The sequence below is a fragment of the Vreelandella sp. L-15 genome (assembly GCF_056857635.1).
Map to the genome: position 1 here is coordinate 1 of NZ_JBSXNN010000045.1, position 26,768 is coordinate 26,768.

The window sequence follows — 26,768 nt, forward strand, 5'->3', positions numbered from 1 at the left end:
GAGTCTCCTAAAGGGCCCAGCGAGACCAGCTGGTGGATAGGCACGGTGTGGAAGCGCTGCAAGGCGTTGAGCTAACGTGTACTAATGGCCCGTGAGGCTTGACCCTATAACACCCAAGGGGTCTGGTCGCCGTGATAACGACCGAGTGGACAGCCACTCGGAGAACCGGATACGCTCGGCAAGCCAAAGCGCTTGCTGACATGAGACGATCACTTACCGCGTCAACGACGCCGTCAGCATGATATGTATTACCCGTTACGCCTGACGACCATAGCGAGCGTGAACCACCTGATCCCATGCCGAACTCAGCGGTGAAACCGGTTAGCGCCGATGGTAGTGTGGGGTCTCTCCATGCGAGAGTAGGTCATCGTCAGCCACTTATACCGCAAAAAACCCAGCCGTTTGGCTGGGTTTTTTGTTGCGCCGAAGAAAAGCGCGCCAAGCCTCAAGCCCCGTGCATACTGTGCTCGGGGCTTTTTAGTTTGGGCATGCTAAGACGCGGAATAATCTATAAAAGCCGCTCTTGCCGCTCTTTAGGAGCGACTTTTATGGCTATGTAGCAATGGCTGAGGTTAATCCCTGCGGTGTTGGCAAATGCCACCCGCCCAGGTTTCATAAATGGCACGGTCGTCAGCAAGCATCATCAGTGCAAATAAACGCTCGCCAAGCGTGTTGCAGTGTTGGATGCGGCGCTCAAGGAGCGATGTAGCATGAGGATCAATAACCACAAAATCTGCTTCATAGGAGGGGGCAAGCTGGCCAACCTGACTGTTCAGCGAGAGTGCCTTTGCATTACCGTGGGTTAATCCGTAGAAGCCTTGCCAAGCGGTAAGCGGCTGCCCACGTAGTTGGCCAACCTGATAGGCACTTTTCAAGGTGCCAAAGCCTGATAGGTCCGTACCTGCGCCAATGTCACTGGCATAGGTAAATGCCATCCCAGTCTCTTTCGCCGCTTCTCGATCAAAGAGTCCGCTGCCCAGAAAAAGGTTGGAGCTAGGGCAAAAGGCAATATTAGCGCCCCGCTCGGCCAAACGCTTGCGCATTCCGTTATCAAGGTGGATGCCATGGGCAAAAGTACTGCGTGGTCCTACTAGGCCAGCTTCTTCATAAACAGAGAGGTAGTCCCTGCTGCCTGGGAAGAGTTCGGCGACCCAGTCTAACTCTCCGCTGTTTTCAGCCAAGTGAGTTTGTAACCACAGAGTAGGGTCATTGCGAAGCAGGGCACCAGCAGCATCCATCTGTGTCTTGGTAGATGTCGGCGCAAACCGTGGCGTGACGCTGTAACCAAGACGCTGCTTGCCGTGCCAGTCTTCAATCAAACGCTCTGTATCGGAGATTCCCGTAGTGCCATCTATCAGCGCATCAGGCGCGTTGCGATCCATCAAGACTTTTCCTACCAGCATACGCAGCTGGCGTTTTTGGCAAGCCGTGAAGAAGGCATCTACCGAGCCTGGGTGGCTCGAGCCGAACACTTGGGCTGTCGTTGTGCCTGCACGGAGCATTTCGTCTAGAAAGGCGTTAGAAAGTGCCTCTGCATGGGCGTGGCTGGCAAACTGACACTCCTCAGGAAAGGTATAGTCATTCAACCAGTCCAGCAGTTGACGCCCGTAGGAGGCCATGATATTAAGCTGAACGTAGTGCACATGGGTATCAATAAACCCAGGCATAATCAGTCTGCCGCGATAATCGAGCACTTGGCTATTTGGTGGTAGCTGGTCAATGAGGTCGGCATAGTGCCCAATCGCTTGGATATGGCCCTCTTTAAGCCATAAAAGACCGTCGCCGTAGTGCTCAAGACTGCCCGGTTGAGGCAAGTTGCCGTCGCCTGGGTCGCGGGCAAAGCTAACTAGCTCCGCACGGATAAGCGTATCAGTAGAAGTCATATTAACTCGGGTTTGTCGCAGTATCGTGAAATAGAGAGCGCAGTGCGTCAGGCTCAAGCCCTCGGGTTTGGTGGGCAGTGGGTTTATCAGTAAGCCATAAAAGCTCAGTGACCACTGTCATAGCAATCGCGTAGGGCGTTTTATTACTGAGTTTGGTGCCATGAACAGCGCCAACAGGGCAGCGCACACGCTGTATTTCTTCTGGCTTATAACCATCGCGTTTCAAACGACTTTGAAAGCTAGTCCATTTGCTATCAGAACCAATCAGGCCGATAGAGGCTATGTCAGCGCGTCTAAGTAGCGCTGCTATCAGTGCGTAGTCCTCGTCATGGTTATGAGTGAGTACCAGGACATGGCAATGTGGTGGAAGTGCTAAAACGCTCTCTTGGGGGCTTGTTAGTGTGTGACAGCTAAGCCGAGGCTGCTGGTCATCTTGTTCGTCAAATATATCGGTACGGCTATCGTACCAATCAAGGTGCCAGGGCAAAGGAGCGCTGAGTTTAACGATCTCGCAACCCACGTGACCGGCCCCAAAGAGCGCAATGTGACTGGAAACGCCGGGAAATACTTCCAGTAGTACGTTAACAAAGCCGCCGCAGCACTGGCCGCTGCGCCCACCCAGCGAGAAAGCCTCTAAATGAAAGCCAGCGCTGCCTTGTTGCAAGAAGTCTCGGGCGGCGCTGATGGTTTGCCACTCAAATGTTCCTCCTCCCAGCGTATCGAAAATAGTATCAGCGGTGATCACCATTCGCGCGCCCGGCTCACGAGGAGTCGAGCCCGCGCTGGTCACCTGAGTTGCCAGCACGTGAGGAGTACCGCTGAGCTGCAGGCGGTTCAGCGCAGCGTGCCATGCTTCGGGCGCTTGCGTCATAACGCTTTATTCCTAATGGCATTGGCTGTCAGCATGACTCTTTCAGGTGTAGCTGGCGTGTCCAGGTGAGGAGAGACGCGATAATCCGCTAGGCTTGCTAGTGCATCCCGAAGTGCAGACCACACGCACATACCTAACATAAAGGGCGGTTCTCCCACCGCTTTGGAACGGTAAAGACTTGCCATAGAGTTTGGGTGCCCCTCCAACAGATCGACATTGAATACTTTCGGTAAGTCGCCATAGGTAGGGATTTTATAAGTGGCTGGCCCATCGCTGACGAGCACTCCCTTGGCGTTCCACTTCAGCTCTTCGCTGGTCAGCCAGCCCATGCCTTGAATAAACCCACCCTCTACTTGGCCAATATCAATAGCAGGGTTCAGTGAGTTGCCTACATCGTGTAGTACGTCAACACGGTCAACCAAATACTCCCCGCTGAGTGTATCTACACTCACTTCAGCCACTGCCGCGCCGAAAGCGTAATAATAAAAAGGGCGGCCTTGGCCTGTAGCCCGGTTGTAATGGATTAACGGCGTGGCATAAAAGCCTTTCTCAGAAAGAGAGACACGGTTCAAATAGGCGGTTTGAACGAGTTCGCCCCAAGGAATTCGACGCTCACTTTCGCCAATGCCAGCGATGAGCATGCCATGCTCTAGCCTCATGCCTTCTCTATCTAACCCGCCCTCAAAATGCCCCGCTGCAAACTCAAACAACCGCTCCCGAAGCTTGCTTGCGGCGTCTCGTGCTGCCATACCGTTTAGGTCAGCACCGCTGGATGCGGCGGTGGGTGAGGTATTAGGCACCTTATCTGTGCGGGTAGCGCTGATCCGCACGCTATCCAGATCTAGTCCAAGCTCTCGGGCAACCACTTGGCAGATTTTTGTGTGCAGCCCCTGGCCCATTTCTGTGCCGCCGTGGTTAATCATGATGCTGCCATCGGTATAGACATGCAGCAGTGCCCCTGCTTGATTAAGATGCTGGGCGGTGAAAGAGATACCGAACTTGACAGGAGTCAGTGCGAGCCCTTTTTTAATAACAGGGCTTGCCGCGTTGTAGTCCCGAATGTGTTGTCGGCGTGCCCAGTAGTCGCTGCTCGTTTCCAGGGTGTCAACCAGCGTGTGCAGAAGCTGCTTTTGGTCAACCTGCTGACCATAGTGGGTGGTATCTCGCCCCTCCCGGTAAAAGTTGCGCTTACGAATCGTTAAAGGATCTTCACCAACGCGGCGGGCAATATCATCCATCGCCGCTTCAATGATCATCATGCCCTGAGGGCCACCAAAACCACGAAAGGCGGTATTTGACGCCGTATGGGTTTTAGCGCGGTGGCCGGTGACGCGGGCATCTCCCAATGAGTAAGCGTTATCCGCGTGGAACATCGCGCGGTCAACGATGGCATCAGAGAGATCTGGTGAATAGCCGCAGTCACCAATAACGGTAATATCGCCGCCTTTGATAACGCCTTGGGCATCAATCGCTAATTGATAGCGGTTATGGAAAGGATGGCGTTTTCCAGTGGCACGCATATCTTCACTGCGTGGCAGGCGAAGTCGCGTGGCTTTACCGGTACGCCGAGCAATAATGGCGGCAATGCAGGCCCAGGGCGATGCTTGTGTCTCTTTACCGCCAAAGCCGCCGCCCATACGGCGCACTTCTACAGTGACCGCATGAAAAGGAATACCGAGCACTTCCGCCACCAATTTTTGGGTCTCACTGGGGTGCTGGTTAGAGGTATGAACCATCACCCCTTCATCCTCCGTAGGCACCACAATGCACGCTTGGCTCTCGAGATAGAAGTGCTCCTGCCCACCGATAAATAGCTCGCCTTCTATAGTTTGTTCGGCTTGCTGTAAGGTAGTTTGCCAGTCGCCCCGCTCCTGCACGTGGGTTGGGCGCACAACCTCTTGACGTCCAGCAGCGGCCACAGGATCTAGGCTAGCCGGCTGTTCGTCGATATGCAGTGTGGCCAGCTTCACGGCTTGGCGAGCTGCCTGTAAAGAGGTGGCAGCCACCGCAAATAGGCATTGTCCCGCGTAACTGATCTCCTGGTCGACAAAAATAGGGTCGCCGGGGAACACCGGCCCAATATCTGTGTGTCCTGGTACATCATGGAGAGTGATCACGTCGACAACGCCAGGCGCCTGTCTTACAGCATCAAGTTCCAGTTTCGTTAGCGTGCCGTGAGCGACAGGTGAAAGGCCGAGCGCCACGTACAGGGCATCTTGGGGTGTTTTAATGTCATCAATATAGGTTGCTTTACCGGTGACATGTTTCTCTGCGCTTTCATGGAAGCTGGAAGCACCGGCTTGCCGTTGCCCGTGGCTATCTACCGTATGGCGAGCCAGTGGACCAGAACCTTGGATATGGTCATGCAGCTCGCGGCGAGCGCGGCTGCTGTCGCCATCAAGCTTAGTGAGCGTACGCATGGAGCATCACCTCTTGATTAGGTACTGAGAGCGATAGATAAAGGCGTTCGAGCAGGTTGGTTGCCACCTGATGACGATAGTGTTGTGTGCCGCGCACATCGCTCATGGGATGAAACTCTTCCGATAGCGCCCGCTGTGCCGCTTGAAAGCTCTCTTTCGTGATAGGCTGCCCTGTTAACGCTGCCTCTGTTTGTAGTGCTCGCTTAGGGATGGCCGCCATGCCGCCAAAGGCGATACGAACATCCTGCATAACGCCATCGTCGATACGATAATGGAAGGCTCCTAGTACGGCAGAGATGTCGTCTTCACGCCGTTTGGAGAGTTTCCATACTTTCAGGACGGCGTCGTCTGCCAATTGTGGAATAAATATTCGACTCACGACTTCATCCGCTGCCAGCGCCGTTTTTTTATAATCCAGGAAGAAGTCGCTCAGCGGCAGCGTGCGACTGCCATCCTGGTTAGCCAGTTCTACCCAGGCGTTGAGCGCCAGCAGTACGGGCGGGGTGTCACCAATAGGCGATGCGTTGGCAATATTGCCACCCAGTGTGCCGCGGTTACGTACCTGCTGTGAGCCGAGCCGGTGAAGTAGATGAGCAAAGGTGGGATAGTGGGTTTCTAGCAGTGGTTCGAGCTGTGAATAGGTGACGCCTGCGCCTACCCACCAGCCTGGCTGCTCATCAAAGATGGCTTCTTCAATATGGCGCAGCTCATCAACCCGCGTGACATCAATAAGTTGATTAAGCAACGCCAGGCGCTGCGTATTTTCCAGCCACAGATCGGTGGCACCGGCAACAAGGCGTGCAGATGGATAGTGTCGGCGTAGTTCAGTTAGTTGACTCAGTGTCGTGGGCTGAGCAAAAAGGTCCGTGTTGGCTTCCGCAGATTGAGGAGCGGTAAGTGGAGTATGAGCGGGTTGGCTGGCATCAACCCATTGCGGTGCTTTCCAAGAAGACTCCTGCATGCTTAGCGCTGCGTCACGAATAGGCCGATATCCGGTACAACGGCACAAGTTGCCGCCCAGTGCTGCTTCAAGCCGCTCTGGCGTAAGGGGGGCTGGCCGCTGTTGCTGTTGTGAATGTAGCGTAAATAGCGACATTACGATGCCGGGCGTGCAGAAGCCGCACTGGCTGCCATGGCACTCCACCATGGCACGCTGTGCCGGGTGAAGTTCTTCGTCAGTGGCCAAGCCCTCTACGGTTAGCAAGTGCTGGCCATGTAACTGGTGAGCGGGTGTAATACACGCATTCAGGCTTACAAAATGAGGCGCTGTATCGCTTTTAATGGCGACGGTACATGCGCCGCAGTCACCCGATGCACAGCCCTCTTTCGTGCCGGTCATCCCCAAATAGTCGCGTAGCAGCGTTAGAATGCTTGTGTCAGAGGGCACATGACACTGGGTCGGGGTGCCATTGAGCAAAAACGCAATTGTTGCCATGCCAAACTCCATTATGATTGTTTTGACCGATCGGTCAACAACGTTGAGCTTGGGACAAAAATGCAAATCTTGCAAGACTTTGTTATATGAGATGTGACATGCACTATTAGTGAGCATCGCACTGCGAAATGCACAGTGATGCGACACGCACGCTTGGTAGACATTTCTCGCGATTACACTGCAAGGTTTATTAAAGGAGCTTACTGAATGACGGCTGATACCGCGAACCAAGAAAATGCCAGCAGGGACCGTATTGAACAAACCATATTAAGCGCTGCAGAGCAGGTGTTTTCACAACATGGTTATCGTGGTGCTAGCCTGCAGGCGATTGCAGACCAAGCTAAGCTGCCAAAAGCCAATATTCTTTATTATATGGGGAGCAAGCAGGCGCTGTATGTGCGACTGCTAAATCGGATGATGAATCGCTGGAATGCGGTACTAGAGGATATTACTGAGGATAGCGACCCAGGGCAGGTACTCAGTGATTTTATTCGCACCAAAATGATGCTTGGGCAGCGTTACCCTGAGGGGTCCAAACTGTTTGCCGCAGAGATATTGGCGGGGGCACCTTTCTTAAAAGAGTATCTCGCCGGCGAACTAAAGGAGTGGGTAGCCTCCCGCGCAGTGATTATTCGTCAGTGGGCCCAGCTGGGTAAAATGGACGATGTTGATCCACGTTGGCTGATCTTTCTAATTTGGTCGGCCACTCAGCACTACACGGAATATAGCGCTCAAGTGACCGGCATTCTTGGGGAAGAAGCGCTGAGTGAGGCTGACTTGGCTTCCATTTGTCAGTTCCTTGAGCACGTTATCCTGAAGGGATGCGGTATTACTTCCTCAAATGCAACCTCGCACTGATTCATGACCATATCGCTTCCCATTGAACAACATCTAAGCTCCATTCAAACCATGCTAGCCGAACACACTCGGCTTATTCTGGTGGCTCAACCAGGTGCCGGTAAAACAACCCGTGTCCCGCTAATGTTACTCTCCAGCGCCTGGGCGCAAGGTCAGCGTCTCTTACTGGTAGAGCCGCGTCGTGTCGCCGCTCGCTTGGCAGCCACCTTTATGGCGTCACAGCTCAACGAACAGATAGGTGAAACGGTGGGTTACCGGATGCGGGGCGATAGCAATGTAGGCCCCAATACCCGGCTGGAAGTGGTCACCCAAGGCGTGCTTACCCGCATACTGCAAGACGATCCTTTATTGGAAGGGGTGGCGGGCATTATTTTCGATGAGTTTCATGAGCGAAGCATTGAAGCAGACCTAGGACTTGCGTTAGCACTGGATGTACAAGAGAGCATCCGTGATGATCTTCGGCTAATGGTGATGTCTGCCACATTGGATGTCGCTGCTTTAAAAGGTGTGTTAGGTAGTGACACCCCCGTTATTGAGAGTAGTGGCCGCGAATTTTCAGTGGAAACGCGCTACTGTCCTGTGGAGGCTCATGAATCATTAGATAGGGCTGCCTTGCGAGTCACCAAGGAGGCACTGAAGCGAGAGGGTAGCCGAGATGTGCTGGTAATACTGCCCGGTATCGCAGAAATTTCCCAGCTTGTGCAGGCTCTAGAAAGTAGCAGTATGGATGTTGAGATTCGTGCGCTTCATGGAAGCATGCCGCTCGACGCCCAGCAAGCGGCATTGCGGCCTCTTACAACACGGCAACGTGTCATCGTTTCAACCGCCATTGCGGAATCCAGCGTTACCGTCGATGGCGTCAATAGCGTGATTGATGCTGGCTTAGAACGAGTGCCGCTATTTAACCCTCGCACTGGGCTTACGCGTCTCATGACCCGGCGGGTGAATAGAGCGAGTGCTGACCAGCGACGTGGCCGAGCGGGTAGGCAGCAGCCAGGCGTTTGTTACCGTTTATGGTCAGCTGAGCAGCCGCTGGTCGCTTATGGTGAGCCTGAGATGTTGCAGGCTGATTTATCTAAATTAGCGCTAGAGCTAGCGCTATGGGGTGTGCACTCGCCGAGTGAGCTTTCATGGGTGACACAGCCACCTGAAGGAGCATGGAAAAGTGCCCAAGCGCTGTTGCAGCAGCTTCGCTTAGTAGATAGTGCCGGTATGTTGACCCCGCTGGGTAAACAGAGCGCTCAACTGCCCCTCGAACCGCGTTTAGCTACCATGCTCATTCAAGCGGCATCATTTGAAGCGGTGCCACTTGCCTGTGCCTTAGCGGCTTTAATGGAAGGCAGGGAGCGCATCAATGGCACGCTGCGCGACGCCTTAGCTCAAAGGGTTAACCAGCCTGCGGCTTATCCTCAGTGGCGACATGAAGTAAAGCGATTGTCGAGCCTGATGCGTTCGCCTGTGGCGCGGCACAGCTCCTTGGAGCAGCTTGGTGCGCTGCTTTGCCTAGCATACCCGGATCGCATCGCTCAGCTGATGACACCGGGTCGTTTTAAACTGGCTAACGGTAAAACCGCTACGCTACCTGCTCACCATCCACTGGCTCAAGAGCCTTTTTTAGTGGCAGTGAGTGTAGAGAGCGCTAACAGCGAGGCAGGCATCTATTTAGCAGAGCCTATCACGTTAGCCACGCTGACTAACTTTTACCCCGAGACCCAGCAGTGGGAAGAGCGCATTGTCTGGTCAGAAGAGCAGGGTAAGCTGGTTGGTGAAGCCGTTCAGCGGCACAGCGAGCTTGTGTTAGCAACACGCCCACTGCGTCGGTTGCCTGCCGACGCGGTAGAAAAAGCGCTAATGGCAGCGTTAAAACAGCGTCCCAACATGCTGTTTAACACACAGGTGGTTCAACTGCAGGGGAGAATGGCGCTGCTCTTTGGCGCTTATCCTGAACAGTGGAACGATTGGTCCGACTCTGCGTTGTTAGGCAGTCTCGAGACATGGCTGGCCCCCTATATGGCGGGTCTGACGCGCTTAACGCAGTTGCAAAAACTGCCGTTTCACACGTACTTAATGAACACGCTTGATTGGAAGCAGCAGACTCAGCTAGAGCGCTTAGTGCCCAGTTTGATAGAAGCGCCTAGTGGCAATGCCGTTAAAGTGGATTACACACCCTGCCGGGAAGGCAGGCCACCGGTGCTGGCGTTGAAGCTTCAGGAAGCCTTTGGCTGGCAGGCAACGCCCACCGTAGTGGATGGGCGTGTACCAGTGACACTTCACTTGCTTTCCCCTGCACGGCGGCCACTGCAGGTGACTCAAGATTTGCGAAGCTTTTGGTTGAACGGCTACTCAGAAGTACGCAAAGAAATGCGCGGGCGATACCCAAAGCACCCTTGGCCAGAAGATCCTCTTACCGCTCAAGCCACAGCATATACAAAGCGCCGCCAGCGTTGAAAGGCTTGCCTTTCTTAGTTGCTCGGAGCGTCTTCACGCGGCGTTTCTTCTGGAATTTCACCGGGCTTGCGGTAGCGTACACCGTCGGCTTGGGGCTCTTCATAGCGGCGGTTTTCATCTTCAGGTACTACGCCCAGTACGGTCTCTTGGGAGCCATCTGGCCACGTATAAGTGGTGCAGCCCGCGAGTGGCAAAAGCGGCAATAAGGCGAAACACAGGTGGCGAAGAACGACTCCACGATGCTTGGGCATACACGGCTCCCTTGACAGGCCATTTTGGTTTTAACTTGGTGATGCATAGTGTGAATTGCCGGACTACAAGCCGCAAGCTTATTTACGAGTCGCTAAATTTCCTCCCAAAGGCAGCGTCGAAAGTCGTTCGATAGCTGCGTCATGCCAGCTATGCGGTCAGCATGGGCATCGGCTAGCGTTTTTGCCAATGCCTGATAGTGCTCGTTAGCAAACTCTTTTTTTGATCAAGCTGCTTTTCAGGCAGCACGATTCATAAAATTGCCTATCCTCAACTATAGCTGAGTGCTTCAGGGCAGTTGCCAAATTGAGTATGCAATACCTCAACCTTGAGGGAGGCTCTATGTGGTCAGTGGTTAAGTCAGTATTAGCAGCACTACTAGGTGTTCAGAATGACCGCCAGCGTCAGCAGGATTTTTCAAACGGCAAGCCAGTCGCCTTCATTATCACGGCGGTGGTAGTGACGATGATGTTTGTGCTGCTCTTAGCAGGTATTGCGATTTATGCAGCGGGATGAAGCGTTGAGAGGCATCACGATAGTAGTTCGTGACGAATGCCACATGTTTTCTATACTGATCGATATCACTTAACCCTGACCTAATAAAAGGGTTGGCGAGAACAACAAGAATAAAGGAGGTTTCTATGCGCTTACCGTGGCAATGGCTTCTCACCATTACCAGTGTCGCAAGTCTCTCTCAAGCCCACGCTAGCAGTTGGAATATGCCGGTGGGGGTCACTGATACCAGCCGCAATATTTTTGGCCTACACATGACCATATTTTGGGTGTGTGTAGTGATTGGGGTGATCGTCTTTGGTGTCATGTTTTACTCCTTGTTTCGCTATCGCCACTCTAAAGGAGCCAAAGCTGCCCGCTTCCATGAACATACCTCCGTTGAAGTGCTGTGGACGGCCATTCCCATTTTGATCTTGGTAGGTATGGCGGTACCTGCGACGGCCACGCTTAAAAATATGTATGACGCCTCTGAAGCGGATCTAGACATTATGATCACGGGGCAGCAGTGGCGCTGGCGTTACGAATACCTAGGAGAGGACATTGCCTATACCTCGAACTTAAGCACCACACGCGAACAGATTCGAGGCGAATCCGATCGAGACGAGCACTATTTGCTTGATGTTGACGAGCCTCTCGTGCTGCCTATTAATCGCAAAGTACGCTTTCTGATGACATCAGACGACGTGATTCACTCCTGGTGGGTTCCAGAGCTTGCTGTTAAACAAGACACCATTCCTGGCTTTATTAATGAAAATTGGGTGCAAATTAACGAGCCTGGTATCTATCGTGGCCAGTGTGCCGAGCTGTGTGGTGTGAATCATGGCTTTATGCCCATTGTGGTGCATGCCATGGAAGAAGCGGAGTTTGAAACATGGCTTGAAGAGCGCAAAGAGGCTGCTGAGCAAGAGGCAATGGGTGTTGATCGCGAATGGGCTATAGAGGAGCTAATGGCTCGCGGTGAAGAGGTGTATCAATCTATTTGCTCTTCCTGTCATCAAGGCGAAGGGCAGGGCGCACCGCCAGCCTTTCCAGCGCTCGCCGGAAATGAACAGCTTATTAATGAACTCGACTGGCATTTGGATCGCGTGATTAACGGTGTTTCTGGAGCCGCCATGCCTGCTTTCCGCAATACGCTGAATCCGGTAGAGATAGCGGCTGTTGTGACCTATACGCGCAACGCTTGGGGGAATGAGACTGGTGATACCGTTCAGCCAGCTACGGTGGCCGAGCGTATTGCCCAGTAGGTGTTGACCAACTTCTTCTACTAAAACGACAAGCATGCGGAGAGACATATGGCGCCCAAACTACCTCCACAACACTCACTGCAGCATAGTTCGTCTGCCGTGGCTGGTGGCCAGTCTCAGGAGGGCCAGTCGCATTACCCTCATGCAGCCCAACCCAAAGGCTTGATGCGTTGGCTGCTGACCACCAATCATAAAGAGATTGGCTCGCTATATCTGATTTTCTCGCTCACGATGTTTTTTGTCGGCGGCATTTTTGCGCTCGTGGTTAGGGCTGAGCTATTTCAGCCTGGTTTGCAGTTGGTAGAGCCCGAGTTCTTTAACCAGATGACCACCATGCATGGCCTAATTATGGTGTTCGCAGCCGTTATGCCAGCGTTTACAGGCCTAGCTAACTGGATGATTCCGCTGCAAATTGGAGCCCCTGACATGGCCTTGCCGCGGCTAAATAACTTCAGTTTTTGGCTACTTCCGGTCGCTTTTACCCTGCTGCTGTCTACTCTTTTTATGCCTGGGGGCGGCCCCAATTTTGGCTGGACATTTTACGCTCCGTTATCAACAACGTATGCGCCAGCTTCAACGACTTTTTTTATTTTAGCACTGCATATGGCAGGCATTAGCTCTATTTTGGGGGCGATTAATATCATCGCGACCATCCTGAATATGCGTGCGCCTGGCATGCGCATGATGGATATGCCGCTATTCGTTTGGACATGGCTGATTACGGCATTTCTACTTATCGCCGTTATGCCGGTGTTAGCGGGCGTCATTACCATGATGTTAATGGACATTAACTTTGGGACTAGCTTCTTTGATGCAGCGGGCGGAGGAGATCCTGTCTTATTCCAGCATCTGTTCTGGTTTTTTGGCCACCCAGAAGTCTACATCATGATCCTGCCAGCATTTGGCATCGTGTCGGCGATTATCCCTACATTTGCTCGTAAGCCCTTATTTGGCTACGCCTCGATGGTTTATGCCACTGGAGCCATTGCGCTGCTGTCATTTCTGGTGTGGGCGCACCATATGTTTATTGTAGGACTGCCGTTAACGGCGGAGCTTTTCTTTATGTACTCCACCATGCTGATCGCTGTGCCAACAGGGGTGAAGGTATTTAACTGGGTGACAACGCTATTCCGCGGGTCGATTAGTTTTGAGCCCCCTATGCTTTTTGCGTTGGCGTTTGTAGTGCTATTTACCATTGGCGGCTTTTCAGGCCTGATGTTAGCCATCGCACCTGCCGATTTTCAGTACCACGATACCTACTTTGTGGTGGCGCACTTCCACTATGTATTGGTGCCTGGCGCGATCTTCGCCATCATGGCGGGCGTTTACTACTGGTTGCCTAAATGGACAGGCCATTACCCTAACGAGCGTCTGGCGCAGTGCCACTTCTGGTGCTCAATCATTGGGGTCAATCTAACCTTTTTCCCCATGCATTTTGCCGGTTTGGCAGGCATGCCTAGGCGCATCCCTGATTATGCGCTGCAATTTGCCGATTTTAATCTGCTCTCAAGTATTGGCGCCTTCTTCTTTGGTGCCTCGCAACTACTTTTTGTGCTGGTGGTAGTGCTGTGTGTACGAGGTGGCCAAAAAGCGCCTGCAAAAGCTTGGGAGGGTGCTGTTGATTTAGAGTGGAGTGTGCCTAGCCCTGCGCCGTTACACACCTTTGAAACGCCGCCGGTATTTCACCGTGCTCAATCGCACGATTAATGCATAAAAGCGTTGGAGAAGGCGGAGGGATGAAAAATGGCAGCAGATGGTTCTCAACAAGCTGGCGTTAGGCGGACCGTCATTCGCAGTGTCGCAGCCCTTCTTGGCATGTTTGCCTTTGCGTTTGCCTTAGTTCCTCTTTACGACGTGTTTTGTCAGGTAACGGGTTTAAACGGAAAGGTCGATACCACGGCAAAAGCTATCATTCATGAAGAGGTGGATCAGTCGCGCTTCATTACGGTTCAATTTATTACCCGTGGTAGTGCGGGACTGCCATGGCAAATGAGTGTTGAAACGCGGCAAATGCGGGTACATCCAGGCCAAACCGCAGAAGTGGATTTTACCTTTACGAATAACAGCCACCAAGAAAGCTGGGGGCGCGCTGTGCCTAGCGTCTCACCCTCTAGTGCAACAACGCATTTACGTAAAGTCAGCTGTTTTTGCTTCCAAGAACAGCAGCTACAAGGCGATGAGCGACTAACCATTCCGTTGGTGTTTCAGTTAGCTAAAGACTTACCTAAAGAAATCAGCACCATTACCTTGGTGTATACCCTATACCCGGTACAGCGCATTGCGCTTAATCCACTCAATAACAATAACGCGGCGGGGGATAAAATATGAGCGGCGGCAGCTATTACGTTCCTGCGAACAGCCGGTGGCCTATTTTAGGGTCGCTTGCGCTAGGTGCCATGATGGCCGGTATTGGCATCAAGTTAGTTTACAACACCGGGGCGCCATTGTTAGTTATTGGCTTACTAAGCGTTATTTGTGTCATGGGGTTTTGGTTTCGAGACGTCATTCACGAGTCGATGGGCGGTTTATACGACGCGCAAATGGATCGCTCGTTTCGATGGGGAATGGGCTGGTTTATTTTTTCAGAAGTCATGTTTTTTGCCGCTTTTTTTGGCGCACTGTTTTATGTAAGAACCTTCACAATTCCATGGCTAGGAGGGGAAGGGGCAAAAGGCGTATCTGCTTTGTTATGGCCCGAATTTGTTCCTCAATGGCCGCTACTCAATCCCCCTGATGCCTCTGTGGCAGGGCCCTCCAGCGTACTTAGCCCCTGGCAGTTGCCCTTAGTGAATACACTGATTTTGGTGACATCAAGTATCACACTAACGGTTGCCCATGAAGCTCTGAAGCTTGGCTATCGTCAGACCTGTCGTAACTGGCTAGCAGGCACAGTACTGCTGGGCATTTGCTTTATCCTTATCCAAGGCGTCGAATATTACGAAGCCTATCATCATTACGGTATTACCCTAGAGGCCGGTATTTTTGGGGCTACTTTTTTTATATTGACAGGCTTTCATGGTCTCCACGTCATTATTGGTACGCTTATTTTGGCGAGCATGCTGGTAAGAGTTATCAAAGGTCACTTTGCTAACGATCATCACTTTGGTTTTGAGGCATCCTGCTGGTATTGGCATTTCGTTGATGTAGTGTGGGTAGGACTCTTTATCTTTGTTTATGTATTTTAGTGAGTTATCCAAGCTCGCCAGATAAGAAACCAAAGAGAAGCAGGGCCATCAACACGCAGGCTAACGCAATGCGCCATTTAAGCGATGTGAGTAACCGCCTGGAGGTGCTTTCGTCATGTAGTAAAAAGCCTGCACCTGCGGCTAAGCTGGCCACCATTCCTATAAACACTAATGCAATGAGCAGTTTTAACCACATGATGAAGCCCTCTTATTTTCCAGCGCGACTATACGCATGGTGTGTGTTTTGGAGTGTTGTAGTGGTTTTAGGGTTGCTCTTAGGACTATGGCAGTGGGAAAGGGCCGCTGACAAGCGCGAACTGCTAGCCATTCGTGATGCAGCGCCAACAGTGGTTGAGCCAATCCAAACACCGGAAGGAGGGGCGCAGGTGCATCTACGTGGCGACTATCTTGAGCAGCACACGCTTTACTTAGATAACCGTATCGTTAACGGTCGCCTAGGCGTCGCGGTGTTGACACCTATGAAAGACTCCCATGGGCAGCTCTGGTTAGTACAACGTGGTTTTATTGAAACAGGTACAAGCCGGGCGTCTCCTTCGGTATTCACCCCTCATGGCACGGTTGAGGTGTCTGGCGAGTGGCAGGCGGAGCAATCGCAAGGGCCGCTTTATGGAGCCAACCAAGAAGGCGTTAGGCTTCAGCAGCTGAGCTTGGCTCCTTGGGAAGAGGCGTTGGGCGTCTTCAGCCATAATGGCTGGCTTCATGCCCAGCAGGGTGCAGGTGTTTTTACCCCTTGGTGGGAGGCAAATGTGATGCCGCCAAGCCGGCATCTTGGCTACGCTTTTCAATGGTGGGGACTGGCGCTGGCAGCGTTGGGGATCATGCTATTGGGTGGATACCGTCTAGTGAGCGACTTTCGAGAAAGCTACGAAGGAGGGCGTTAACATGCACCACCGTCGTCCAGTACGTTACGCAAGGCTTAAGGTGGTTCTCTTGTTTGCCATTTTTGCCGCTCCTATTGTGACGGCTTGGGGAATGGTGACTTGGAATGTGGGAATTCCTCAGGGCCATACTGCCCACGGAAAAGTAACCATAGATGTGCCGCCGCTTGAGGATTGGCCGTTGATGGCTTCCATCACTGCCTCTGAACAATGGACGCTGGTATTAGACTGCGGCGCAAACTGTGTGCAGCAACAGGATGAGCTGTGGCGGTTACACCGTGCATTAGGGCGTGAAGCCACTCGATTAAAGCGATTAAGAGTTGGTGGTGACGATGCCACGCTGCCTGGGGAGGCGGTGACAGTTTGGCAAAGCGTACCCTCTTGGAGCATTGCGCACAGCGTTTGGTTATTCGACCCTATGGGAAGGCCAGCACTCGCGTTTACTCAAGAAGCGGCAACCGCCGAGATTCTTGATGACATCCGGCATCTATTCAAAGTAAATTCTATTTAGCTTATGTTCGGCTAGCAATAGCCGTAAGGAAACTTAATGAAGACCTACCGAGAGTGCCGTCTTCGTTGGCTCATGAGGGTTACGCTGGCGGGAACCCTGTTGACTGCGTTCGTCATATTGGTAGGCGCATGGACTCGGTTAGTGGATGCTGGCCTAGGCTGCCCTGATTGGCCTGGCTGTTATGGCAAACTCATTGTTCCCGATAGTGATCATGCGGCGCTTCGACATCCTGATGCTCCTTTAGAGCCCTTCAAAGCCTGGGTAGAGATGGCTCACCGCTATGTAGCCAGTTTATTGGGCTTGATTGTGCTCACCATCGTGGCAATGGGCTGGTCACTGCGCAAACGTCCAGAATATCCATGGCGACTTAGCTTGGCGTTACTGATCGTTATTCTCGTTCAGGGCGCGTTTGGTGCGTTTACCGTTACTCTTAAGTTGTGGCCACAGGTTGTCACGCTGCATTTGCTCGGAGGATTGAGCGTTTTAATGCTGTTTTTTTGGCTACATCTTCGCATACGCCGTTCATGGCGTGGGCAAATAGGGCAAGCTAAAAAGGGTGGCGTACTGTGGTACTTGGCAGGTGGGGTTTTATTGTTGCAGCTTGCACTGGGTGGCTGGGTCACAAGCAACTATGCCGGTATTGCTTGCCAAGGATTTCCTACCTGTAATTCACAATGGTGGCCAAGCATGGACCTAAGCGAAGGCTTCCACCTAACCCAAAGCGTTGGCCCTAATTATCTCCATGGTCAACTACACGCAGATGCTCGCACCGCTATTCATATGGTCCATCGTATGGGAGCACTGTTGTTGGGTGCCGCTTTACTAGCGTTATGGTGGCGCTATCGGGGCATCAAAGTAGTCAGCATCGCCTTGAGTCTCGCATTAGGAGCTTATTGCTTACAGGTGGCGCTTGGGGTCGCTAACGTTCTGCTCTGGCTGCCGCTTTGGTTAGCCTTGTTGCATACGGCAGGGGCTGTATTGCTAGCGCTGAGCATGGGATGGGCGTGGTGGTGCTGGCGGTACCAAAAGGCGGGGCAGGTTACTGTTCTTTGCCCATCAAATGCAAGCAACCTGAAGGCGCATGAATCAGGTTGGTCTACTTGAGGCAATTAGGTGTACAATTCTCGTTAAGCATTTTATACGTTTCAGGGGCTTTATGAGTTCAACGGTTGCACTTTTACTGTTCGTTGTCGCTGTGCTAATCATCGCCGGGTTGGTCGCCTACGCCCATAAATTGCGAAGCGAAGTGAAGCGCCGTGAAGCGTTTAGACTGGAAGAAGAACGGCGTGCTCAGCAAAACAGCCTAGAAAATCTGGACTACGTGGTGAGCGCTCTCGTCCAAGAGCAAGTCGACATCACCGAGGGTTCCTGGCGCTGTAAAGTGCTGCTTGAAATCGTCGATCCAAGTCTTTCTGAACGACCTGAGTTTCAGGCGTTCGCCGAGGTTTATAGCCGTACGCGTCATCTCAAGACGCACTCTGCGCGCAAACAGTTGACCCCACGGGAAAGAATGCAAGAGGACAAGGAAAGGCTAGCTGTGGAAGATGAGATGCGCCCTGCGGTGCTCGCAGCCGCCGCAGAGGTAATTAAATGGCGCGCTAAAGGCCCTTCCGCTCTTCATTAAAAATTTTTAATGCCATCGATGTGAGCTTTGCTATGCTGGTAAGGTCGGTATTGGCAAGAAGTTGATATCTCGGCATTGTTGCCTTCTAACGCTGAAGCGTTAATGATAGGCACCACGTTCAGTTTCAGGGGCAGGGGAACCCCGTCCTGGATCAGAACAGCGAAAAATGGATGCTCTCGCCATAAGAAGCATTGGATAGATTTGGTCTCTAGACCATGTCAGCATTGGATCAAGAAGGAGTCTTGCATGAAAAAATCAACGACTGGCTTGCTAATCGGTTCTGCTCTAGTCGTCGGCCTGTCAGGTTGCGCTAGCTCAGCCTCTCAGTCTTCTGGCCAAGCAGGCGCCAACAGCGGCCAAAGCTGGTACCAGCACCCCGCGGTTTGTGGTTTGGCGGGCAGTATCATCGGCGGTAGCATTGGTTATGCCACCAGCAGCAGCTCAGATGAAGATGCGGGTGCCGCAACCGGCGCAGCGGCTGGCGCAGCTATCGGTGGTCTGCTGTGTGCAGATCGTACACCTGAGCCGGTAGCACCGCAGTGCCCGAGCTACGGCGAAGTGCCAGCTGGCGTTGCTGTTGATGCCGAAGGCTGCCCGCTGGACTCCGACGGTGACGGCGTGCCGGACTACCGTGACCAGTGCCCGGGCACGCCGGCTGGTGTAGAAGTTAACGCCAACGGTTGCCCGCTGGACTCCGATAACGACGGCGTGCCGGATTACCGTGACCAGTGCCCGAATACCCCGGCAGGCGTTGACGTAAACGCACTGGGTTGCCCGGAAAGCGTTGTTCTTCAGGATGTGAACTTTGAGTTCGATTCCGCCCAGCTAACACCGAATGCACAAAATGTTCTTAACGGCGTTGCTGAGCGTCTGGTTAACAACCCAGATGTACGTGTGAGCATTGAAGGTCACACCGATTCTCGTGGTTCTGACCAGTACAACAAGGATCTGTCTCAGCGTCGTGCTGAGTCCGTTGCAACCTATCTGAACCAGCGCGGCGTCGAAGCTAACCGTATGCGTGCTGTGGGCTACGGTGAAGAGCGTCCCGTGGCAACCAACGATACCGAAGAGGGTCGTTTCCAGAACCGTCGTGTAGAACTGGATGAGTGGAAGTAATCCACTTAGCTGATTAATCAATGGGTAGAGCCAGCATGCTGGTTCGTTAAACCCTTTGACAAAGAACGGGAGGCTTATGCCTCCCGTTTTATTTTACGCAGTCATAAATTCTGGTAGGCTGAGCAGCCTTCAAGATGTGCCCAATACCCCGACCATTGATAGCGAAATGTGATCCTTGGTATGGATCACCACTGCGCTCAAGGAATACCTGAATGCCTATTGTGACACTGCCCGATGGCAGCCAAAGAACGTTTGAAGCACCACTCTCTATTATGCAGCTAGCAGAGTCCATTGGCCCTGGTTTGGCCAAGGCCTGTGTGGCAGGCAAAATTAACGGGGTGCTGGTTGATGCTGCCGATATGATTGAGCAGGATGCGGACGTCTCTATTATTACTGCCCGCGATGAAGAAGGTTTGGAAATTATTCGTCACTCGTGTGCTCACTTGATTGGTCATGCGGTGAAACAGCTATATCCCGATGCCAAAATGGCCATCGGTCCGGTCATTGATGATGGCTTTTATTACGACATTGACTTTGGCAAATCAGTCACGCCAGACGATATGGAAGCCATTGAAAAGCGCATGCAGTCGCTCATCGATCATGAGTACGATGTTATTCGTGAGTACGTCAGCCGCGACCAAGCGATGGCAACGTTTGAAAAGCGTAATGAGCCGTATAAGCAAGAGATCATCCGTGATATCCCGGAAGGTGCGACTATCCGCCTTTACCACCACGAAGAGTACACGGACATGTGCCGTGGACCCCATGTGCCTAACACAAGACACTTAAAGGCATTTAAGCTGACGAAGCTGGCAGGTGCTTACTGGCGTGGTGACTCCTCCAATCCGATGCTGACGCGCATTTATGGCACGGCATGGGGCGATAAAAAGCAGTTAAAAGCTTACTTGAAGCGGCTGGAAGAAGCTGAGAAGCGAGACCACCGTAAGCTAGCGCGGAAGATGGACTTGTTCCACCTTCAAGAAGAAGCGCCTGGGATGGTTTTTTGGCACCCTAACGGTTGGACGATGTATCAGGCGTTAGAAGAGTACATGCGTAAAATTCAACGTGAGCATGGCTACCAGGAAATCAAGACGCCGCAAGTAGTGGATTTGTCACTGTGGAAGAAATCAGGCCACTGGGGACATTACAGTGAATTGATGTTCACCACAGAGTCGGAAAAGCGCGAGTATGCGGTGAAGCCGATGAACTGCCCATGTCACGTGCAGGTCTTTAATCAAGGCCTTAAGAGCTACCGTGACCTTCCGCTACGTTTGGCTGAATTTGGTAGCTGTCATCGAAATGAACCTTCAGGCTCGCTGCATGGTCTGATGCGGGTTCGTGGGTTTACGCAAGATGATGCCCATATTTTCTGTACCGAAAGTCAGATTCAGGCTGAGGCTGAGGCGTTTATTGCTCTAACGCTGCAAGTCTATAAAACGCTCGGTTTTGAAGACGTTGAGCTCAAGCTCTCCACCCGTCCCGAAGACTTTCTGGGTGAAGTCGAAATGTGGGATCGGGCAGAGCAGGGCCTTGAGGCCGCGCTGAACACTACTGGCTTGGCTTGGGATCTGCAGCCGGGTGAAGGTGCGTTTTATGGGCCGAAAATTGAGTTTGCGTTAAGAGATTGTCTGAATCGTGTTTGGCAGTGTGGTACTCTTCAGCTAGATTTTAATTTGCCAGGGCGTTTAGGGGCGCAATACGTCGATGAAGACGGCACGCGTAAAACCCCTGTAATGCTCCATCGTGCTATCCTGGGCTCATTTGAACGATTCCTGGGTATACTAATTGAGCATTACGCTGGTGCTATGCCACTATGGTTGGCCCCGCAGCAAGCTGTGCTTATGACCATTACCGACGCACAGCGTGATTACGCGCTTGATTTGGAGCAGCGGCTGCAAAAAAATGGCTTACGGGTTAAGGCGGACTTGAGGAACGAGAAGATCGGCTTTAAAATCCGTGAGCATACGTTACAGAAAGTTCCCTATCTCCTTGTGGTGGGAGATAAGGAAGTCGAAGCTGACTCAGTGGCCGTGCGAACTCGTAGCGGCGAAAACCTCGGCACCATGACTGTCGATGAATTCATCGAACGTTTTAATGCAGAGCGAGCAGCCCTGGCGACATCGTCAATTGCCTAAGGAGACGGAGCGATCAAGCGAAGCAATCAGCGCGGGCGTCCACAAGACAAACGCCCACCAATGAACGAGCGTATTACCGAAGAAGAAGTACGTCTAATTGATGCCGAAGGTGAGCAGTTGGGTGTTGTGCCCACCACTGAGGCTCTTGAGCGTGCGGAAGCTGCCGGTTTAGATCTCGTGCAAATTTCGAATGCCGATCCGATTGTTTGTAAAATCATGGATTATGGCAAATTCGTTTTTGAGACCAAAAAGCAGAAAGCGGCTCAAAAGAAAAAGCAGAAGCAAATCCAGGTTAAGGAAGTTAAATTCCGTCCTGGCACCGACGAAGGCGATTATCAGGTGAAGCTAAAAAACCTGATCCGCTTCTTGGAAGGTGGTGACAAGGGTAAGGTCACATTGCGCTTCCGTGGTCGTGAAATGGCGCACCAGGACATTGGCCGTAAGCTAATGGAACGAATCGCAGCAGACCTGGAAGAGATCGGAGTGGTGGAGTCTTTCCCGAAAATGGAAGGCCGCCAAATGATCATGATTCTTGCCCCGAAAAAGAAGTGATCCAACGGCGAAGTTAACGGGCCAGTGCGAAGGCGCTGGTCGGCCCTGGGTTTTCTAAAAAATATCGAGCGGAGTTCTCTCATGCCGAAAATCAAAAGCAACAGCGGCGCTGCTAAGCGCTTCAAAAAGACCGCTAACGGCTTCAAGCACAAGCAGTCTTTCCGTAGCCACATCTTGACCAAGAAGTCGACCAAGCGTAAGCGTCAGCTGCGTGGCATGAAGCAGATTCATGCTTCCGACAAAGCGCTGATCCAGCGCATGCTGCCGAACCTGTAAGGTCGAATTTTCTTATCTGAGTGCATTTAGCCTCAGTCATAAAGTCAGGAGTGTGTTATGACCCGTGTTAAGCGTGGCGTAGTTGCCCGTCGTCGCCATAAAAAAGTACTGAAGCAGGCCAAAGGTTACTACGGTGCCCGTTCGCGTGTTTTCCGCGTAGCCAAACAGGCTGTCATCAAAGCCGGCCAGTATGCGTACCGTGACCGCCGCAACCGCAAGCGCCAATTCCGTGCGCTGTGGATTCAGCGTATCAATGCTGGTGCGCGTATCAACGGCATGTCTTACAGCCGCTTTGTTGGCGGTCTGAAGAAAGCCGGTATTGAAATTGACCGTAAAGTATTGGCCGACCTGGCAGTACACGAAAAAGCGGCATTTGCTGCTATCGTGGAAAAAGCCAAGGCTGCCCAATAAGGCAATTTGCACTGAGCTAAATTCAGTGTGAAATGCCGAGGTCATTTCAGAGTGACCCATGCAGGGGAAGAGCAGCCGCTCTTCCCCTGTTTTTTTGTCACCTTCAACATGCCAGCCATCTTGAAAGATGGAACCGCTTAATTCGGAGTAAATCGGATGGACCACCTTCCTACTCTGGTGTTAGAGGCCCGCGATGCTATTCAAGCTGCGCAGAGTGTCTCAGCGCTAGATGAGTTGCGCGTACGTTACTTGGGTAAAAAAGGCGAAGTGACGGCCTTATTGAAAGGGCTGGGCAAGCTATCGGCAGAAGAGCGTCCTGCGGCTGGTGAGCAAATTAACCAAGCCAAGCAAACGTTATCAGCCGAGATAGACGCCAAACGCCAGCAGCTTGAGAGTGAGGCGCTGAATGCCCGCTTGGCAGCTGAGCGGATCGATGTAACATTGCCGGGGCGTGGGCAGGAGAGTGGTGGCTTACACCCTGTGACACGCACGCTTGAGCGCATAGAGGGTTTGTTTACCCGCGTTGGTTATGATGTGGCGGTAGGTCCTGAGATTGAGGATGACTACCATAACTTCGAGGCGCTCAATATTCCCGCGCATCACCCGGCGCGGGGGATGGCAGATACGTTTTATTTCGATGCTACACGCTTGCTGCGCACTCATACATCTCCTGTGCAAGTACGCACCATGAAGAGTAGTGAACCGCCCATCCGTATCGTCTGCCCGGGGCGCGTCTATCGCAGCGACTCGGACCTGACGCATACGCCGATGTTTCATCAGGTAGAAGGTCTGTTGGTCGATGAGGGCGTGAGCTTTGCTGATCTAAAAGGCACCATTGAAGACTTCCTTCAGGCGTTTTTTGAGCGTGATGATCTATCGGTCCGCTTCCGCCCCTCTTACTTCCCATTCACTGAACCCTCTGCTGAGGTCGATATTCAGTGCGTGATGTGTAGTGGTAACGGTTGTCGTGTTTGCTCACATAGCGGCTGGCTGGAAGTGATGGGCTGCGGGATGGTGCACCCTGAAGTTTTCCGGCACTCCGGCATTGATACCGAACGATACACCGGCTTTGCCTTTGGTATGGGCGCAGAGCGTTTGGCGATGCTGCGCTACGGCGTTAATGACCTGCGCTTGTTCTTTGAGAACGACCTGCGCTTTCTTCGTCAATTCACCTAAGACCGCTGCCAGCGACGGGAATCAACATGAAATTTTCAGAACAGTGGCTGCGTGAATGGGTATCCCCGCAGCTTGATACTCAGGCCATTGCCGATCAGATCACCATGGCGGGCCTTGAAGTGGATGCCGTTGAAGCGGTCGCCGCTGCCTTTAGCGGTGTGGTCGTGGCTGAAGTGCTGTCCAAAGAGAAGCATCCTGATGCCGATAAGCTCAACGTATGCACGGTGAACGACGGTACTGGTGAGCCGGTGCAAGTAGTATGCGGTGCGCCCAACGTTGATGTGGGTCAGAAAATTCCCTTCGCCCAAGTGGGTGGCGTGCTGCCGGGCGATTTTAAAATCAAAAAGGCAAAACTGCGTGGCGTTGAGTCGCGCGGCATGATCTGCTCGGCATCAGAGCTAGGGTTAGAGGAAGAAACCTCTTCTGGTATCCTGGTGTTACCGGCGTCGGCCCCCGTGGGCACTAGCTTTCGCGAGTATATGCAGCTCGACGATATGACCATCGAGGTGGATCTTACCCCTAACCGCGGCGACTGCCTGAGCATAAAAGGCCTTGCGAGAGAGGTAGGTGTGCTTAACCGCCTGCCGGTAAGTGGCCCTGAGATCACAGTCGTTGAAGCGAGTATCGACGATACTTTCCCCGTCACTATTGAGGCGGCTGAGCAGTGCCCTCGCTACTTAGGGCGCGTTATTAAGGGCGTGAATGTCGAGGCTGAAACGCCGCTGTGGATGGTTGAGCGGCTACGTCGCAGCGGCGTACGCTCGATTGACCCTGTGGTGGATGTCACCAACTACGTCATGCTAGAGCTTGGTCAACCGCTGCATGCGTTTGATCGGGACAACCTGCAGGGTGGCATTACTGTCCGTTTGGCACGAGAGGCGGAGCGTTTAACACTGCTGGATGGCCAAGAGGTAGCACTTCGCCCTGAAACACTGGTAATTGCCGATGAGCGTGGCCCCCTGGCAATGGCTGGCATCATGGGGGGGGGAAATTCAGGGGTAAACGAAAAAACGCACACGATTTTTCTTGAGTCGGCCTTTTTTGCTCCGCTTGGCATTGCTGGGCAGGCGCGTTCCTACGGTCTGCATACCGACGCATCGCATCGTTATGAGCGTGGCGTCGATCCAGAGCTTCCTGCCATGGCGGTTGAGCGTGCTACAAAGCTCCTGATGGAGATTTGTGGGGGGCAGGCAGGGCCCGTGGTTGAGACGGTAAGCGATGAGCATTTACCGGCACCGCGCATCATTATGCTTCGCGAGGCTCGCCTTGAGAGTGCGCTCTCCAAGCGGCTGCAGCCGGATGATGTCACCGATATCCTTCAGCGTTTAGGGCTTGAGGTTGATAAACAGGCGGAAGGTTGGTCAGTGGTCGCCCCTAGCTGGCGTTTTGACGTTGCCATTGAGGAAGACCTCATCGAGGAAGTGGCGCGTATCCATGGCTACAATAACCTTCCGGTTCGTCGCCCAGCCGCTCGACTAGCACTTCGCCCAGCTAACGAGGCACTCCTCACTCAGTCTCAGTTGCGCAACCAGATGGTTGCTCGCGGTTTCCAGGAGGCGGTGACATACAGCTTCGTAGCGCCGGACCTGCAGGCAGCAATGCTGCCAGATGCTGTGTCCCCCGTGCTTGCGAATCCGATTTCGTCGGACCTCTCGGTGATGCGCGCCAGCCTTTTCCCAGGCTTAGTGCGTGCCCTAGAGTATAATCTCAATCGCCAGCAAACCCGTGTGCGCATTTTCGAGACAGGGCTGGTATTTAACGGCCACCTCGATAACTTAACCCAAGAGCCGATGATGGGCGCCTTAGTGTGCGGTGGCCGTGAAGGGGAGGGGTGGAACAGCACTAAGGCTCAGGTAGATTTTTATGACCTGAAAGGAGATCTAGAGAGTCTTTTGGCAATGGGTGGGGCCCGGGAAGCTTGGCGCTTTGAGCCGGGCGAGCACCCCTCTCTGCATCCTGGGCAAACCGCCCAGCTCTTTTACAATGGCGAACCCGCCGGCTGGATTGGCACACTGCACCCGCAAGTGCGTGCCAAGCTGGGGCTTAAGGTTGATGCGGTGCTGTTTGAAGTTCGCCTAGATGTATTGAGTCAGGGGGAAATTCCCGCCTTTGAGCCGCTTTCACGCTACCCAGAAGTGCGACGCGATTTGGCGTTTATGCTCAAAGAAGCAACGCCTGTGCAAGCGCTACTTGATTGTGCAAAAGCTCAGGCAGGCGATTACTTGAAAGACATTAAGCTATTTGATGTCTATGCTGGTAAAGGCGTAGCCGAGGGCTATAAGAGTATTGCATTGGGCTTGACCTGGCAGCACGCTTCGCGCACGCTAAATGATGAAGAAATCAACCAGTTGGTCGACTCGATCATCACTAACGTGCGAGCCGAATTAGATGCCGAACTTCGCGGCTAACTAAGCTATGCCATGACACGACGCTTATCACGTTCTTGGCAATGCGTATGCTACATGGAGGAGCCCTATGGGTGCGTTGACCAAAGCAGAGCTAGCTGAGCATTTGCATACTGAGCTGGCGCTGTCAAAGCGAGAAGCAAAAGCGATGGTGGAGGCGTTCTTTGAAGAAATCCGCGCCTGTTTGCGTGAAAACGAGCAGGTGAAACTGTCGGGGTTTGGTAACTTTGATCTGCGTGATAAGCGCGAGCGGCCTGGTCGAAACCCTAAAACTGGCGAAGAAATCCCTATCTCTGCCCGGCGTGTGGTGACTTTTCGCCCCGGGCAAAAGCTAAAACAGCAGGTAGAACGCTACTCAAGTGGTCAGTAGCGAGTACATCAAGCTGCCCAACGAAAAGGAGTGCCTAATGGCACTCCTTTTTTGTTTGCCCGGCGAAGCCGGCAAACCCGGCCATCTGAAAGAAGATGGCGTCACCCCGACTGAGGGGAAGACAATCCGACTGGCAAGGGCGTCACTGGCCAACGGTGGGGTCTGAAGGAAGCCATAGGAAGTTAAC

At 52.8% G+C, this 26,768-nt stretch carries 25 protein-coding genes and 2 rRNA genes; 21 read left to right on the plus strand and 6 right to left on the minus strand.

What is annotated here, in order from left to right; all coding sequences use genetic code 11:
* Together AC13CY_RS05975 and rrf are read left to right on the plus strand one after the other, a co-directional pair.
* Positions 1 to 106 (plus strand): 23S ribosomal RNA (locus AC13CY_RS05975); the annotation flags it as partial.
* Between the two features lie 154 nt (positions 107 to 260).
* A 5S ribosomal RNA gene (gene rrf / locus AC13CY_RS05980) occupies positions 261 to 376 on the plus strand.
* A 196-nt stretch (positions 377 to 572) separates the two neighbouring features.
* On the opposite strand, the gene guaD is transcribed toward rrf, so the two are convergent.
* The 4 genes from guaD to xdhA are packed head-to-tail and all read right to left on the minus strand — an operon-like array spanning position 573 to position 6,609.
* Positions 573 to 1,883: a guanine deaminase gene (guaD, locus tag AC13CY_RS05985; protein ID WP_044629450.1), complete on the minus strand. Its 1,311-nt coding sequence runs from the start codon at positions 1,881 to 1,883 to the stop codon at positions 573 to 575.
* Position 1,884: 1 nt separating this feature from the next.
* Positions 1,885 to 2,754, minus strand: a complete 870-nt coding sequence (gene xdhC / locus AC13CY_RS05990) for a xanthine dehydrogenase accessory protein XdhC (protein ID WP_054641115.1) — start codon at positions 2,752 to 2,754, stop codon at positions 1,885 to 1,887.
* Positions 2,751 to 5,174: a xanthine dehydrogenase molybdopterin binding subunit gene (xdhB, locus tag AC13CY_RS05995; RefSeq protein ID WP_172514504.1), complete on the minus strand. Its 2,424-nt coding sequence runs from the start codon at positions 5,172 to 5,174 to the stop codon at positions 2,751 to 2,753. Before xdhB ends, xdhC begins: the two co-directional genes overlap by 4 nt.
* On the minus strand, positions 5,158 to 6,609 hold the full coding sequence (gene xdhA, locus AC13CY_RS06000) for a xanthine dehydrogenase small subunit (RefSeq protein WP_483052381.1): 1,452 nt from the start codon (positions 6,607 to 6,609) through the stop codon (positions 5,158 to 5,160). The genes xdhB and xdhA overlap by 17 nt, the downstream gene beginning before the upstream one ends.
* Before the next feature lie 207 nt (positions 6,610 to 6,816).
* Between xdhA and AC13CY_RS06005 the strand changes: the two genes are divergently transcribed.
* Both AC13CY_RS06005 and hrpB read left to right on the plus strand, forming a co-directional pair.
* Positions 6,817 to 7,467 carry a TetR family transcriptional regulator C-terminal domain-containing protein gene (locus tag AC13CY_RS06005; RefSeq protein ID WP_044629446.1) on the plus strand — a complete coding sequence of 217 codons (651 nt, stop codon included), beginning with the start codon at positions 6,817 to 6,819 and terminating at the stop codon, positions 7,465 to 7,467.
* A 3-nt stretch (positions 7,468 to 7,470) separates the two neighbouring features.
* The gene (hrpB, locus tag AC13CY_RS06010) at positions 7,471 to 9,915 is read left to right on the plus strand and encodes an ATP-dependent helicase HrpB (RefSeq protein WP_062361298.1); all 2,445 of its coding nucleotides are present in this window, start codon (positions 7,471 to 7,473) and stop codon (positions 9,913 to 9,915) included.
* A gap of 14 nt (positions 9,916 to 9,929) precedes the next feature.
* On the opposite strand, the gene AC13CY_RS06015 is transcribed toward hrpB, so the two are convergent.
* On the minus strand, positions 9,930 to 10,166 hold the full coding sequence (locus tag AC13CY_RS06015; RefSeq protein ID WP_044629444.1) for a hypothetical protein: 237 nt from the start codon (positions 10,164 to 10,166) through the stop codon (positions 9,930 to 9,932).
* A 340-nt stretch (positions 10,167 to 10,506) separates the two neighbouring features.
* Between AC13CY_RS06015 and AC13CY_RS06020 the strand changes: the two genes are divergently transcribed.
* From AC13CY_RS06020 to AC13CY_RS06040, 5 genes are all read left to right on the plus strand, one after another.
* A complete protein-coding gene (locus AC13CY_RS06020; RefSeq protein WP_082051444.1) occupies positions 10,507 to 10,680 on the plus strand; it encodes a DUF2970 domain-containing protein in 174 nt (57 codons plus the stop codon).
* Positions 10,681 to 10,805: 125 nt separating this feature from the next.
* Positions 10,806 to 11,921: a cytochrome c oxidase subunit II gene (gene coxB, locus AC13CY_RS06025; protein WP_044629443.1), complete on the plus strand. Its 1,116-nt coding sequence runs from the start codon at positions 10,806 to 10,808 to the stop codon at positions 11,919 to 11,921.
* 48 nt (positions 11,922 to 11,969) lie between these two features.
* The gene (gene ctaD, locus AC13CY_RS06030) at positions 11,970 to 13,628 is read left to right on the plus strand and encodes a cytochrome c oxidase subunit I (RefSeq protein WP_044629442.1); all 1,659 of its coding nucleotides are present in this window, start codon (positions 11,970 to 11,972) and stop codon (positions 13,626 to 13,628) included.
* Positions 13,629 to 13,664: 36 nt separating this feature from the next.
* The gene (locus AC13CY_RS06035; RefSeq protein ID WP_172514501.1) at positions 13,665 to 14,249 is read left to right on the plus strand and encodes a cytochrome c oxidase assembly protein; all 585 of its coding nucleotides are present in this window, start codon (positions 13,665 to 13,667) and stop codon (positions 14,247 to 14,249) included.
* Entirely contained in the window at positions 14,246 to 15,106 is an 861-nt protein-coding gene (locus AC13CY_RS06040) for a cytochrome c oxidase subunit 3 (protein WP_289094719.1), read from the plus strand. The genes AC13CY_RS06035 and AC13CY_RS06040 overlap by 4 nt, the downstream gene beginning before the upstream one ends.
* A 4-nt stretch (positions 15,107 to 15,110) precedes the next feature.
* On the opposite strand, the gene AC13CY_RS06045 is transcribed toward AC13CY_RS06040, so the two are convergent.
* Positions 15,111 to 15,302, minus strand: coding sequence for a DUF2909 domain-containing protein (locus tag AC13CY_RS06045; RefSeq protein WP_062373900.1), 192 nt, complete (start codon positions 15,300 to 15,302; stop codon positions 15,111 to 15,113).
* A 61-nt stretch (positions 15,303 to 15,363) separates the two neighbouring features.
* Between AC13CY_RS06045 and AC13CY_RS06050 the strand changes: the two genes are divergently transcribed.
* The 12 genes from AC13CY_RS06050 (at position 15,364) to AC13CY_RS06105 (ending at position 26,581) form a co-directional block, all read left to right on the plus strand.
* Entirely contained in the window at positions 15,364 to 16,008 is a 645-nt protein-coding gene (locus tag AC13CY_RS06050; RefSeq protein WP_354702729.1) for an SURF1 family protein, read from the plus strand.
* Between the two features lies 1 nt (position 16,009).
* Positions 16,010 to 16,516: a hypothetical protein gene (locus AC13CY_RS06055; RefSeq protein WP_089675208.1), complete on the plus strand. Its 507-nt coding sequence runs from the start codon at positions 16,010 to 16,012 to the stop codon at positions 16,514 to 16,516.
* 36 nt (positions 16,517 to 16,552) lie between these two features.
* Complete coding sequence (locus tag AC13CY_RS06060) at positions 16,553 to 17,620, plus strand: COX15/CtaA family protein (protein WP_074210533.1); 1,068 nt, start codon at positions 16,553 to 16,555, stop codon at positions 17,618 to 17,620.
* Positions 17,621 to 17,672: 52 nt separating this feature from the next.
* Complete coding sequence (locus tag AC13CY_RS06065) at positions 17,673 to 18,140, plus strand: DUF2489 domain-containing protein (RefSeq protein ID WP_287836596.1); 468 nt, start codon at positions 17,673 to 17,675, stop codon at positions 18,138 to 18,140.
* A gap of 246 nt (positions 18,141 to 18,386) precedes the next feature.
* Positions 18,387 to 19,256 (plus strand): OmpA family protein, encoded by an 870-nt coding sequence (locus AC13CY_RS06070; protein ID WP_054641112.1) that lies wholly within the window; start codon positions 18,387 to 18,389, stop codon positions 19,254 to 19,256.
* A gap of 212 nt (positions 19,257 to 19,468) precedes the next feature.
* Complete coding sequence (gene thrS, locus AC13CY_RS06075; RefSeq protein WP_062361288.1) at positions 19,469 to 21,391, plus strand: threonine--tRNA ligase; 1,923 nt, start codon at positions 19,469 to 19,471, stop codon at positions 21,389 to 21,391.
* Positions 21,392 to 21,403: 12 nt separating this feature from the next.
* On the plus strand, positions 21,404 to 21,943 hold the full coding sequence (infC, locus tag AC13CY_RS06080; RefSeq protein WP_074210535.1) for a translation initiation factor IF-3: 540 nt from the start codon (positions 21,404 to 21,406) through the stop codon (positions 21,941 to 21,943).
* An 81-nt stretch (positions 21,944 to 22,024) separates the two neighbouring features.
* Complete coding sequence (gene rpmI, locus AC13CY_RS06085) at positions 22,025 to 22,219, plus strand: 50S ribosomal protein L35 (protein WP_009724291.1); 195 nt, start codon at positions 22,025 to 22,027, stop codon at positions 22,217 to 22,219.
* Positions 22,220 to 22,276: 57 nt separating this feature from the next.
* Positions 22,277 to 22,630 carry a 50S ribosomal protein L20 gene (gene rplT, locus AC13CY_RS06090; protein ID WP_009097607.1) on the plus strand — a complete coding sequence of 118 codons (354 nt, stop codon included), beginning with the start codon at positions 22,277 to 22,279 and terminating at the stop codon, positions 22,628 to 22,630.
* A gap of 156 nt (positions 22,631 to 22,786) precedes the next feature.
* Positions 22,787 to 23,806 carry a phenylalanine--tRNA ligase subunit alpha gene (pheS, locus tag AC13CY_RS06095; protein ID WP_044629431.1) on the plus strand — a complete coding sequence of 340 codons (1,020 nt, stop codon included), beginning with the start codon at positions 22,787 to 22,789 and terminating at the stop codon, positions 23,804 to 23,806.
* Positions 23,807 to 23,832: 26 nt separating this feature from the next.
* Entirely contained in the window at positions 23,833 to 26,214 is a 2,382-nt protein-coding gene (pheT, locus tag AC13CY_RS06100; protein WP_054641111.1) for a phenylalanine--tRNA ligase subunit beta, read from the plus strand.
* 67 nt (positions 26,215 to 26,281) lie between these two features.
* A complete protein-coding gene (locus AC13CY_RS06105; RefSeq protein WP_044629429.1) occupies positions 26,282 to 26,581 on the plus strand; it encodes an integration host factor subunit alpha in 300 nt (99 codons plus the stop codon).
* Positions 26,582 to 26,768: the final 187 nt, after the last annotated feature.